General features: G+C 56.7%; 12 protein-coding genes. 1 reads left to right on the top strand and 11 read right to left on the bottom strand.

Annotation, left to right across the window (positions count from 1 at the left end):
* Positions 1–2: 2 nt before the first annotated feature.
* The 4 genes from JTA15_RS03665 to JTA15_RS03650 are packed head-to-tail and all read right to left on the bottom strand — an operon-like array spanning position 3 to position 4,647.
* The gene (locus JTA15_RS03665) at positions 3–1,205 is read right to left on the bottom strand and encodes an arabinogalactan endo-beta-1,4-galactanase (RefSeq protein WP_219372881.1); all 1,203 of its coding nucleotides are present in this window, start codon (positions 1,203–1,205) and stop codon (positions 3–5) included.
* A 2-nt stretch (positions 1,206–1,207) separates the two neighbouring features.
* On the bottom strand, positions 1,208–2,059 hold the full coding sequence (locus tag JTA15_RS03660; RefSeq protein WP_219372880.1) for a sugar ABC transporter permease: 852 nt from the start codon (positions 2,057–2,059) through the stop codon (positions 1,208–1,210).
* 11 nt (positions 2,060–2,070) lie between these two features.
* Positions 2,071–3,375 (bottom strand): carbohydrate ABC transporter permease, encoded by a 1,305-nt coding sequence (locus JTA15_RS03655; RefSeq protein WP_020884733.1) that lies wholly within the window; start codon positions 3,373–3,375, stop codon positions 2,071–2,073.
* Between the two features lie 57 nt (positions 3,376–3,432).
* On the bottom strand, positions 3,433–4,647 hold the full coding sequence (locus tag JTA15_RS03650) for an extracellular solute-binding protein (RefSeq protein WP_219372879.1): 1,215 nt from the start codon (positions 4,645–4,647) through the stop codon (positions 3,433–3,435).
* A gap of 321 nt (positions 4,648–4,968) precedes the next feature.
* Here JTA15_RS03650 and JTA15_RS03645 point away from each other — a divergent pair, with 321 nt between their 5' ends.
* Positions 4,969–6,084: an ABC transporter ATP-binding protein gene (locus tag JTA15_RS03645; RefSeq protein WP_020884735.1), complete on the top strand. Its 1,116-nt coding sequence runs from the start codon at positions 4,969–4,971 to the stop codon at positions 6,082–6,084.
* Here JTA15_RS03645 and hpxK read toward each other — a convergent pair.
* The 7 genes from hpxK to hpxU form a co-directional block, all read right to left on the bottom strand.
* On the bottom strand, positions 6,081–7,322 hold the full coding sequence (gene hpxK, locus JTA15_RS03640) for an allantoate amidohydrolase (RefSeq protein ID WP_219372878.1): 1,242 nt from the start codon (positions 7,320–7,322) through the stop codon (positions 6,081–6,083). The two genes, JTA15_RS03645 and hpxK, sit on opposite strands and share 4 nt — an antisense overlap.
* Positions 7,319–8,560: an alanine--glyoxylate aminotransferase family protein gene (locus JTA15_RS03635; protein WP_014169474.1), complete on the bottom strand. Its 1,242-nt coding sequence runs from the start codon at positions 8,558–8,560 to the stop codon at positions 7,319–7,321. The genes hpxK and JTA15_RS03635 overlap by 4 nt, the downstream gene beginning before the upstream one ends.
* A 14-nt stretch (positions 8,561–8,574) precedes the next feature.
* Positions 8,575–9,312, bottom strand: coding sequence for an amino acid ABC transporter ATP-binding protein (locus JTA15_RS03630; protein WP_032677837.1), 738 nt, complete (start codon positions 9,310–9,312; stop codon positions 8,575–8,577).
* A complete protein-coding gene (locus JTA15_RS03625; RefSeq protein ID WP_025204495.1) occupies positions 9,293–9,949 on the bottom strand; it encodes an amino acid ABC transporter permease in 657 nt (218 codons plus the stop codon). Before JTA15_RS03625 ends, JTA15_RS03630 begins: the two co-directional genes overlap by 20 nt.
* Positions 9,949–10,614: an amino acid ABC transporter permease gene (locus tag JTA15_RS03620; RefSeq protein WP_014169471.1), complete on the bottom strand. Its 666-nt coding sequence runs from the start codon at positions 10,612–10,614 to the stop codon at positions 9,949–9,951. Before JTA15_RS03620 ends, JTA15_RS03625 begins: the two co-directional genes overlap by 1 nt.
* A 4-nt stretch (positions 10,615–10,618) precedes the next feature.
* Positions 10,619–11,401 carry a transporter substrate-binding domain-containing protein gene (locus JTA15_RS03615; RefSeq protein WP_020884739.1) on the bottom strand — a complete coding sequence of 261 codons (783 nt, stop codon included), beginning with the start codon at positions 11,399–11,401 and terminating at the stop codon, positions 10,619–10,621.
* A gap of 192 nt (positions 11,402–11,593) precedes the next feature.
* Positions 11,594–12,433, bottom strand: a complete 840-nt coding sequence (hpxU, locus tag JTA15_RS03610) for a MurR/RpiR family transcriptional regulator HpxU (RefSeq protein ID WP_020884740.1) — start codon at positions 12,431–12,433, stop codon at positions 11,594–11,596.
* Positions 12,434–12,490 lie beyond the last annotated feature (57 nt).

Raw genomic sequence — 12,490 nt, 5'->3', positions numbered from 1 at the left:
TACTATTTAAATACCGTTATCGACGGCAGCACTTTGCCATGACAATCAAATAACGCCTGGTTTTCGCGGGCATTTCCCTCTTTCCAGTCATCATGGATATATTTCATGCCGGTTTTGGTGGCCCATGTGGTGCCCGGTACGGCAATCCAGGTCGGCTCCCAGTAGAACAGGCCCTTACCGCGACGATCGGGAACGTCAATCACGGCCTGCATTAAATCGTGGATATAATCGTACTGACCCTGCACGGTGCCGGGGTAGCCACCGTCCTTCTCTTCTTTGGCCTGGAAACTGTTTTCTGCGTTATCGCAGTTCTCCAGCGTATAGCCATAGGCCGCTTCCACCACAATGACGTCTTTGTTATAGCGTTTGCTGATGTCATCCATATTGGCTTTCAGCGCGCCGATCGGACCATTCCAGTAGGTGTACATCGACAGGCCGATAATATCGAACGGCACATCGCGCTTCGTGATCTCATCAAACCACCAGCGGAAGGTGTCATTTTTAGTGCCTTCGGCCAGGTGCAGCATAATTTTCACCTGCTCGCCGTCGGTCAGGTTCTCTTTCATCCCAGTGATTGCGGCGTTGAGTAACCCGGCTACGCGGTCAAACTCGCCGCCACCCTGCCCCCAGCTTTTGCCTTCCGGCCAGAGCAGCCCGCCATTGATTTCATTACCAATCTGGACCATGTCCGGCAGCACGCCCTCTTTTTTAAAGCGGGCAATGGTGTCTCGCGTATAGTCATGGATTGCCGTTTTAAGCTGCGGGTAATCCATCTTCTCCCAGGCTTTAGGTTTGAACTGTTTGCCCGGGTCGGTCCAGAAATCGCTGTAGTGGAAATCGAGCAGGAGTTTTATGCCCTGGGCCTTCACGCGCTTCGCCAGCGCCAGCGTGTTTTCCAGATTGTTACTGCCGCCCCCGTAGGTATTTCCGTTGGCATCCTGCGGATCCACCCACAAACGCAGGCGCACATAGTTCACGCCGTTGGCTTTCAGAATGGCAATCGCGTCCTGCTGCTGGCCATTCTGGTTATAAAATGTTGCGCCATGCTGTTCCGCCTCGAGCAGCGTCGAGATGTCCGCCCCCTTAATAAAGTCTGCCGGCATGGCGTTAAAAGGACGCGTTTTTATCCCGTCCGCGGCGAACGCACTCGCAGCAAGACCGCAAGAAAGACAAACAGCAAGCAAAGCGGGTTTGAGTCTTTTCATGGTTATCCCTTAGTACTCCCGGAGGTCAGACCGGAGACGAAGTATTTTTGTAAGGCCAGATAGAGGATCGCGACCGGCACCGCAATCAGTACCGCGCCTGCCGCGTAGGTGGTGTAACTGGCACCCATTTTTTGCGCCACCAGGTTATAAAGCCCGATGGGTAAGGTGTATTTGTCCGGGGTGCGCAAAATGGTGCTGGAGAGAATGAAATCCCCCAGCGGCCCGGTGAAGGAGAACAGCGCCACCACCGCCACAATGGGTTTGGAAAGCGGCATGATGATCTCGATGAAGATGCGGAAGTTACTGGCTCCGTCCATGCGCGCGGACTCGTCCAGATCCTTAGGAATGGCGTCCAGGTAGCCCTTCATCAGATAGGTATTCATTGGGATCATGCCGGCAACGTAAATCAGCACCAGCGCCAGATGGCTGTTGATTAAGCCCAACAGCTGCGAGAGCACGAAGATGGCAATCAGCGCCGAGAACTGCGGGATCATCTGCAGCAGCAGGAAGAGCATCAGTCCGTTCTGCCGCCCCTTAAAGCGAAAACGCGAGAAGGCATAGGCGGTAAAGCTAACGCTGATTAAGGTCAACACCATGGTCAGGAAGCTGATTTTCATCGAGTTCCAGTACCACGTCATATAGTTCACCTGACCATTAAACAGGTCGGCGTAATGCTGGAACGACAGGTTCTGCGGAATAACAGAGGAGCTTAACAGGCTGTTGCCCGCGTTGAGTGAGGCGCCCACCGTCCACACCAGCGGGTAAATGATGATGACCGACACCAGCACAATAACCAGCCAGGAGAGTGAAAGGCGGACCCATTTCTCACGTTTAATACTTTGTGATTTAGCCATTGTTACGTCCCTTACGCCATGTCGTCATTTTTGAAAGATTTGGTGGCGCGGAACTGCCATAACGCCAGGCCGACGACAAAAACAGACAGCAGGATGGTGATGGTCGCCGCAATGGCATATTGCGAAGATGACATCGTCAGTTTGTAGATCCACGACACCAGAATGTCGGTGCCGCCCGCATTCGACCCCACTACCGCCGGCCCGCCGTTATTGAACAGATAGATGATGTTGAAATTATTGAAGTTGAAGGTGTATTGCGTAATCAGGATCGGCGCAATGGCGTAGAGCACCAGCGGCAGCGTAATGGTCCGCAACCGGGTCCAGCTGCTGGCGCCGTCCATGGTGGCCGCTTCATACAGGTCATCAGGAATGGCCTGCAGCACGCCGGTGGTCATGGCGAAAACAAACGGGAAACCAAGCCAGGTTTGCATCATGATCAGCGCCGTTTTGGTCCAGAACGGATCTGTCATCCAGGCTTTAGGCGCAATCCCAAAGAAGGCCAGAATGGCGTTGTTAATCACCCCGAACGAGTCATTAAACATCCCGGCGAAAACCAGGATGGTGACAAAGCCCGGCACGGCCCACGGTAGAATAAAGATGGTGCGGATCAGCGGCTTAAAGCGTAAATCTTTCTGGTTCACCAGAATCGCCAGCAGTACGCCCACCGTACACTGCAGCGTAGTGGCGAGCAGCGTCCAGACTACCGTCCACTGCAGCACGTCGAAGAAGGTGGAACGCCAGATAGAGAGCGTAAAGATATTGATGAAGTTCTTAAACCCGACCCAGTCAACCAGCTTAGCCGGCGGCGTGTGGTAGAGGTTGTAGTTGGTAAAGGCGATGGCAAACCCGAACAAAATGGGAAACACCACCACAAACACCAGCAGGATAAAGCCCGGGGTGATCATCAGATACGGGAAGCCGTCGCTCAATAGCATCTGATACTGTTTACGCACGCTATTAAGCTGCAACCCTTCGTCACGTTTCAGGCCATTGACCCACGCGTCACGCATCGACAGGTAATACACCATCACGCCGAACGCAGCGATTAACACGCTGATGATCCCCTCCGCCAGCAGGAAGATGGAGTTGTCGCGCGGCACCTCCTCACCCAGCGTCACCAGTCCCCACAGCCCTTCGCGCAGAAAATCAGCAAATACGCCGATAAAACTGGCAAGCAGCACCAGGAAGATGACCCCTTTCAGCCACTGACGGTGGTAAAACTGACCGAAGCCGGGAATGACCGCCAGCAGCAGGCTGGTCCAGGCGTGACGCCCGGCCACGCGCGGTTTGGCAAAATGTTCCGGGATGATACTCACAAACAACTCCTTTCAAAAAACGGGAGAGACGCCCTCCCGTTCTGCGACGTCAGAAAACTACTGGTTGCTGGCCTGCATGGCTTCGATTTGCATCTGAACCTGTTTTTCTGCGCTGTCGAGCGCGGCTTTCGGATCCTGTTTACCGGTCAGGCTCAGCTCGAGGGCCGCGTTCGCCGGAGCCCAGACTTCACCCATTTCCGGAATGCCCGGCATCGCTGTCGCCCGTGCGGCCTGCACGGCAACCGCGCTGGCTTTCTCGTCGTTCTTAATGAGCGGATCGTCAATCATCGCGGTCAGCGGCGGAATTTCACGCGTCGCGATATAGCGCGTTTTGACGTACTGCGGCTGGTTGATAAATTCGATAAATTTCTGCGCCATGGCTTTGTCTTTGCTCCAGGTAGAGACGACATAGCCCTTCACGCCCAGGAATGAACTCATTGGCTTACCGTCCGGCAGCGTCGGCAGCGGCGCAACGCCGTAGTTAATGCCCGCCGCTTCATACGGCTGGAACGCCCACGGACCGTTGATGACGGCTGCCGCTTTTTTCTCGGTAAACAGAGAATCGATCGCATTCAGACCGTTATCGCCAATGATCCCCGCCGGGAATACGTCATCGGCATAGAATTTTTTCAGGTAGGTGACCGCGTCTACCGCGCCCGGCTTGTTCAGGCCCACGTCGCTGGCGTTATAACCGCCTTTATCGTTTTTACCGAAGATGTACCCGCCCATTGGGGAGATAGCCCCCCAGCTGTAGTAAATCTGGTCGAACTTGGCGAGCAGGCCGTACTGGTTTTTGGTGCGCTGCTGTTTAGAAAAGTCATACCAGTCCTGAAGTGAGTTGAGCGGCTTCGCGATCAGGTCTTTGTTGTAAATCAGCACCAGCGTCTCAACCGCTTTCGGCACACCGTAAAGGGTGTTATCCATTTTGAAGGCATTTATCGACGCCGGCGTGTACTGTTCGGTCTGCTTCGCCTCCAGATTCAGGGGGGTCAGCAGCCCTTGCACAACCGCCCCGCCCAGTTGATCATTGGGAATGACCAGCACGTCCGGGCCAATTCCTGCCGGGCCGTCGAGGCGCAGTTTTTCCAGCTGCTGCGCGTAAGGCATCTCCTGCAGGTTAACCTTAACGTCGTACTGCTTTTCGAAATCGGCGACCGCGTCTTTAATGCCGGACGACTTTTTGATGTCTTCCCAGACGTTAAGCTGAGTGGTGGCGTGAGCCTGCACCGCGAGCGTAGAGAGGATCAGAGCAGCGAGTATGTTCTTTTTCATTATCAACCTCATGTGAAGGTATAACAATTTTATGGTTGTTATTGCATTTCACCGCCATACACCTTCGCCAGAAAACCGACTAACACTGGCGTACAACGTATAACATCAAATGCCTTTGGTTTGGTATACGCTACCCTTCACATCATGATAACTCTACAAAAAACTGTAAGTTGTGTGATCGTCATAACATTAATGGAATATCGGTATAGGGTGCGTGAATACTGGAAGTTATAGTCAGAGCAGACAAATTGCACCGTCCAGCCATGTAGCAAATAATTGTTATACGTAATACATACGCGGCGGTTTACTCGGGGAATACAGATGTCGAACATACAATTGAGGAATGTCACCAAACGCTTTGGCGACACCGTAACCTTGCACAACGTGAATCTTGAGATTGAAGACGGTGAGTTTGCCGTCTTTGTCGGTCCTTCCGGCTGCGGTAAATCGACAATGCTGCGCATGATTGCCGGACTGGAGGACATTAGCGAAGGGGAAGTGTTGATTGGTGACGAGGTGATGAACGACGTTGCCCCCTCCCACCGCGGCGTGGCGATGGTGTTTCAGTCCTATGCGCTCTACCCACATATGACGGTGGCCGAAAACATGGGCTACGGCCTGAAGGTCAATAAGGTGCCGAAAGATCAGATCCGCCATCAGGTCGAGATGGTGGCCAAAACGCTGCAGCTTTCCCACCTTCTGGATCGCAAACCTAAGCAGCTTTCCGGCGGTCAGCGCCAGCGTGTGGCCATTGGCCGCGCCATCGTGCGTAATCCGCGGGTCTTTATGTTCGACGAACCGCTCTCTAACCTGGATGCCGAGCTGCGCGTGGAGATGCGTCTGCACCTTGCCCGTCTGCACCAGGAGCTGAAAACCACCATGGTGTATGTCACCCACGACCAGATAGAAGCGATGACCCTGGCTGATAAAATTGTGGTGATGAACTACGGAAAGGTTGAGCAGATGGGCGCGCCGATGGAACTCTACTACAAACCGGCGAACAAGTTCGTGGCCGGGTTTATCGGCTCGCCGAAGATGAATTTCCTGCCGGCAACGGTAGAGGCCTGGCAACCGGGTGAGCTGACGGTGAGATTATCCCAGCAGAAGACGCTCACACTGGCCCTGACCACCACACCGTTGAACGCAGGCAGCCCGGTGACGCTGGGCATTCGTCCGGAACATTTAACCACCGATCTCCGCCACGGCACGCGGCTGACGTTTAACTGTGAAGTGGTTGAGCGTCTGGGCAACAACACCTACCTCTTTGGTCAGTGCTACGGCCACGACAATGTGAAGATTTTGCTGCCGGGCGATGTGAAATTCGCGCCGTGGCAGCAAATTGATGTGGCTTTTGACGATCGCCACTGCATGGTGTTTGACGAGCAGGATGTGCGGGTGAGTGCCGACATCGATGAAGCGGTACGCTCGGTCGCTTAACCCGCCAGACGCGTTACCGCACGCGTAAAGGCATCAATCGCCAGCGCGACATCCTCAGCCATCACCGATTCCGCCGGATGGTGGCTGACGCCTCCCCTACACCGCACAAACAACATCCCTACCGGCCAGCGCTCCTCCAGGGCGATGGTGTCATGACCGGCACCGCTCGGCAGCGATAATGTCTTCCCCTGCACCGATTCTACAGCCTCCGCCAGCAGCGCCTGCAGACGTGTATCGCATGGCGTGGCGGCGATTCGGTAAAATTCGTCGGCTGCAAAATGTATTCCGCGACGGGCCGCTATCGCCTGCGCCTGCGTCAGCAGTGCAGTAAGCAGAAGGTCAAGCGGCGCATCCTGCGGGCCGCGAATATCTAACGAGAGCGCGACCTCGCCGGGGATGACGTTTACCGCACCAGGCAGACAGCGCAACTCACCCACCGTGGCCACCAGGTTGCCGCCGTGCTGACAGGTGGTGTTTTCAATCAGCACCATCCATTCGGCGGCGGCGGCCAGCGCGTCCTTACGATGCGCCATCGGCACGGTCCCGGCGTGGCCGGCCTCACCGGTGAAGCGGCAGTTCAGACGACGCGCGCCGTTAATGGCTTCAACCACGCCCAGCGCCAGACCGGCCTGTTCCAGACACGGTCCTTGTTCAATATGCAGCTCCAGACAGGCGCTGAAATCATCCGGGCGTCTTGCGGCCATCGCGACACGGCTGGGATCTAACCCTGCCTGTACCATCGCCTGCGCCACGCTGATACCTCTGGCATCGCACGTGTCGAGCCAGCCCACAGGCCAGGTGCCCGTCAGCGCGCGGCTGCCCAACAGCGTGATACCAAAGCGGGTACCCTCTTCATCGCAAAAGCCGACAATCTCAACGGCCTGCGCCAGCCGTTTTCCCTGCTGATGCAGGCTGTCAACGACTTCAATGGCCGTCAGCACCCCCAGCATCCCGTCGTAGCGCCCGGCATTGCGCACGGTATCCAGATGCGAGCCAAGCAACACCGCCGGTGCGCCCTCCTGCTCGCCTTCATAACGTCCGCAGATATTCCCCACGCTGTCCTGCCAGACGGTCATGCCCGCCTGGTTCATCCACTGCCCGACCAGCTGATTAGCCTGCAGATGCTGGGCAGAGAGATACACGCGGGTAAGGGAATCCTGGGTTTCGCTGATGGCGGCCAGCGCATCGGCGCGGGCCATCACACGTTCTGCCGCCTGCTGGCGTGTCGCGTGATTCATAGCGCCGTCTCAGTGCGGTAATGATCCCACGCGGCCTGCATCGCGGCACCCTGCGTAGTGGAAAACTTCAGGTAGTTCAGTACCGACTCCAGCGCACTCAGGGTTGTCATCACGCAGTCTTTACGCGCGTTATAGCCCATGGTGCCAATACGCCACACTTTGCCGTGCAGCGGACCAAACGAAGTACCGATTTCAATGCCGAAATCCTCCAGCATCAGTTTACGCACCTGGTCACCGTTTACGCCCTGAGGGATAAGCACGCCCAGCACGTTGTTCATCTTGTGCCTGAGGTCGCCGAAGGTCTCGAGCCCCATCGCCTGAATACCTTTCAGCAGCGCATCCCCGTGCAGCTTGTGGCGGGCGATACCGTTATCCAGCCCTTCCTGCAGAATGAGGCGGGCACATTCGCGGGCGCCAAACAGCGCGGTGGTCGCTTCGGTGTGGTGGTTCAGACGCTCGGGTCCCCAGTAATCCATCACCATGCCGAGGTCGAAATAATTTGAGTAAATCATCTCTTCGTCGCCGTCGCGATGGGCATCGGTACGGATCCCCTCTTCGATGCATTTGCGGCGACGGATTGCCTCTTCCATCCGCGGGCTCAGGGTAACAGGCGAGGTGCCGGACGGACCGCCAAGACATTTCTGCATCCCCGCCGAGACCGCATCCAGCCCCCAGGCATCGGTCTCCAGGGCGTTGCCGCCGAGCGACGCGGTAGCATCGGTATAAAACAGGACATCGTAACGACGGCAGATTGCTCCGAGTTCCGCAAGCGGCTGCAGCATGGTGGTGGACGTATCCCCCTGCACGGTTAACAGCAGGCGCGGACGCACGCGTTTAATGGCATCTTCCACCCGATCCGGTGTGAACACCTCGCCCCACGGTACCTCGATGGTGTGGACCTCTGCGCGGCAGCGGCGGGCAATTTCGCACAACAGATGGCCGAAGCGCCCAAAAACGGGCACCAGCACCTTGTCTCCCGGACGAATGGCCGATACCAGAATCGCTTCAATCCCCGCGCGGGAGGTGCCGTCCACCAGCATCGTCCAGCGGTTTTCCGTGCGGAACACGCCGCGGTAGAGTGCCATGACGTCGTTCATGTAGTGGGTCATCGCCGGATCGTACTGGCCGATAAGCTGGCTCGACATGGCACGCAGCACGCGCGGATCGGCGTTGATCGGCCCCGGCCCCATCAGCAGACGTTGTGGCGGATTGATTTGCGGAAATTGAGCGATATCCATTTTTTAGTCCTTAGTTAATTGAGGCCGCGCACGGAGGAGATAAACTGTTTAAGCTCAGTGGTCTGTGGGTTAGCGAACAGCGTTTTACTGTCGCCCTGCTCCCAGACGCGCCCCTGATGCATAAACACCACGCGGTCGCCCACTTCGCGGGCAAAATTCATTTCATGGGTCACCAGGATCAGCGTCATCCCCTCAGCGGCCAGTTGTTCCAGCACCTTGAGCACTTCGCCTACCAGTTCCGGATCGAGCGCGGAAGTTATCTCGTCACAGAGTAAAACTTTAGGCGACATCGCCAGAGCACGGGCAATCGCCACGCGCTGCTGCTGGCCGCCGGAGAGGCTTGACGGGTAGTAATCCAGACGGTCACCCAGCCCGACTTTCTCCAGCATGCGCTGCGCCAGTGCCTGACATTCTGCTGCGCTTTTCTTCAGCACCCGACGTGGCGCGAGCATCACGTTTTCCATCGCCGTCATGTGCGGGAAAAGGTTGAAGTTCTGAAATACCATGCCGACCGAGCGACTGATTTCACGCGCCTGGGAATCCCGGTCGGTAATGGTCATGCCGCCGAGCTTGATGCTGCCGTCCTGATACCCTTCGAGGCCGTTAATGCAGCGCAACAGCGTGCTTTTACCCGAACCGCTGCGCCCGATAATTGAAATAACCTGGCCCATATCGATGTCCAGATCCACGCCCTTGAGCACGTGGTTATCGCCGTAGTACTTCTGCACCTGATTAATGGTGATGAGAGGCATTGAATTTAGTCTCCAGATAACGGCTGTAGCGCGACAGCGGATAACACAGAATGAAGTAGCCGAGCGCCACCAGCGCAAAGACTTTAAACGGCTGATAGGTCACGTTGGTCAGCATCGTCCCGGCCTTGGTCAGCTCGATAAAACCGATAATGGATGCCAGCGCGGTCCCCTTAATCACCTGCACGGCGAACCCCACCGTTGGGGCGATGGCGATGCGTAACGCCTGGGGAGCCACCACGCGAAACAGCGTCTGGCCGAAGGTCAGCCCCAGACAGCGCGACGCCTCCCACTGCCCTTTCGGCAGCGCACGAATACTGCCAAACCAGATATCAAGCAAAAAGGCGCTGGTGTAGAACGTCAGGGCCAGCGACGCGGCGGTCCACGGCGAAACATCGATACCCAACAGCGCCACGCCGAAGAAGGCCAGGAACAATTGCATCAGCAGCGGCGTGCCCTGAAACAGTTCGATATAGCCGCGGATAAGCCGTTTTACCGTACGCCCACCCGTGAGGCGCAACAGCAACAGCGGCAGCGTTACCGCCGCCCCGCCGACAAACGCCACCAGTGACAGCAGCACCGTCCAGCGTCCGGCGAGCAGCAGATTGCGAATAATGTCCCAGTCGGTAAAGGTGGTCATCATGCCTGTACCCCCAGCCACTTCCGTCCTGCCGCCATCATTAGCTGGCGTAGGGTAATTGACAGCACCAGGTAAATTCCGGTGGTCACCAGATAGACCTCAAAGCTCAGGAACGTTCTTGACTGAATCAGGTTGGCGGCAAAAGTCAGCTCTTCATAGGAGACCTGCGACACCACCGACGAACCGAGCATAACGATAATGCACTGGCTGACCAGCGCCGGATAAATACGCTGCAGGGCCGGTGGCAGCACCACACGTATAAACGTTTGCAGGCGGGTAAGCCCCAGCACGCGGCCGGCCTCCCACTGTCCTTTGGGCGTAACCTGAATACCGGCACGGACAATCTCCGTGCTGTACGCGCCCAGGTTGACAACCATTGCCAGCAGCGCCGCTTCGCCCGCCGTCATCTTCAGCCCCAGATTCGGCAGACCGAACACAATGAAAAACAGCTGCACGACAAAGGGCGTGTTGCGGATAATCTCCACGTAGCCGCCCCAGATCCGGCTAAACCACGTCGTCCGGCCGCTGCGAATCGCCGCCCCGAAAATACCGATCGCCAGCCCGCCGAGGGTTGCCATCACCGTCAGTTGAATGGTGACCCACAGCCCTGCCAGCAGCGCCGGCCAGTACGGCCAGAGCGCAGAGAAATGGAGTTGCTCTGTCATCGCCTTACACGCCCAGGCTTGCCGGCAACGGCGCTTTCAGCCACTGCTCAGAGAGGCTATTCAGGGTGCCGTCTTTAATTCCCTGCTCGATCACCGCATCAACTTTCGCTTTCAATGCCGGTTCGTTTTTCTTCAGCCCGATAAAGCACGGCGAGTCCTTCAGCATAAAGCTCGGAACCGGGGCTTTGGCGGCGTTCTGGCGGGAAATCGCCGCCACGACCAGATTACCTGTCGCCACGTACTGGACCTGACCGGACAGGTAAGCCGACAGCGTGGTGTTATTGTCTTCGTAGCGTTTGACGTCTGCATCTTTCGGCGCAAGGCTGGTCAGCACCATGTCCTCCACCGCGCCGCGCGTCACGCCAATGGTCTTTCCACTCAGTTGAGCAGCATCTTTCAGCTCAGCCCCTTTCGGACCGAACACGCCGAGGAAGAACGGTGCATAGGCACGGCTAAAATCAATCACCTTTTCACGCTCGGCGTTTTTACCGAGGCTTGAGATCACCAGATCCACCTTATCGGTTTGCAGATACGGCACGCGGTTGGCACTGGTCACCGGCACCAGCTGCAGCTTGAGCTTCATCTGTTTTGCCAGATAGCGCGCCATGTCAATGTCGTAGCCCTGCGGCTGGAGATCGGTCCCGACCGAACCAAACGGCGGAAAATCCTGCGGGACGGCGATACGAAGAGTGCCGCGTTTCTCAATATCCTGCAGCTGGTCAGCTTTTGCTGGCAGGTTTGCAAACAGACAGACGGCCCCGGTCAGTGCAATCAATAACTTTTTCATGGTGCTTCCCCGTAACGTTAACATGAAACAAAAGATTCTTTGAATTGGATTTTGCAACTAATGTGCCAGATGAAGCGAAACAGGAAATTTTCTCTGAAGGCCTGATAAAACGAGAGCGGGGCGGAAAAGGCCTCCCTTTCCCGCCCCGCTCTGCTGCACTATTTTAATGCAAAGCACCAGCCTGATGCCCCATTATCGCTGTTCCAGTTCGTCCAGCTGCTGATACAGGGAGGCGATATCGTGGATCCGGGGACGGCCTTTATCGAGGATTTCATGCAGGAAGGCGTTAGCCAGCAGGTTGATCAGACTGTTGACCGACGAGTAGCTGTCGTACGCCGAGACGCTGTCCAGCGGGGCGCAGAGCTGCCAGCTGGTCAGCGGAAACAGGCTGTGTGCCTGCGGCTCACACATCAGCAGAACCGGAATACCGCTGTGCTGAAGCTGCTGCAACAGCGGCCGTACGATCCGCGGGCGACGGCGAAACGCCATCATAATCACCAGATCGTCGGGCGTGAGATCGACCAGTTCCTCGCTCAGACTCTGCCCCGGCTGCGGCAGCAGCAGCACCTGTCCGCGCGCCTGCAACAGCTGCTGGCGCAGGTGCAGCGCCGCCGGATAGGCGTTGCGCATCCCGATAATCACAATCCGCCGTGCCTTCACCATTGAGGCCATGGCCTCGGCAAACTGCTGAGCATCCAGAGCGTTGACCCACTGGGTGAGGTTTGCCATCTCCTGCTTATAATGCCGCGCCAGCAGAGTGTTGCCCTGCACCGCATCGCGGTTATCGGTCAGCGGCATGCCGCTCTGGCGCAGCGTGCGCAGTTCGTCGCGCATCTCTTTATACTTCTCATAGCCCAGACGCTTAAACAGACGGCTCACCGTGGCTTTCGACACCCCGCTCAGCTGCGCCAGCTCGGCGCTGTTATAACTAATGAGGTCGTCGAAATGATCAAAAATAAAATCAGCCACCCGTTGCTCCTGCGGTGACAACGACGCGTATTGCGCTTTCAGACGTTCATCAAGCTGTTCCATAAAGCCTCTGTAACTTTTGTTTCACCTCACTATACCTTTCATTAAGCATGCCAGCTT

Source organism: Enterobacter sp. BIDMC 29 (assembly GCF_019378755.1).
Classification (GTDB): domain Bacteria; phylum Pseudomonadota; class Gammaproteobacteria; order Enterobacterales; family Enterobacteriaceae; genus Enterobacter; species Enterobacter ludwigii.
This window is presented reverse-complemented; position numbering and strand designations above follow the sequence as displayed.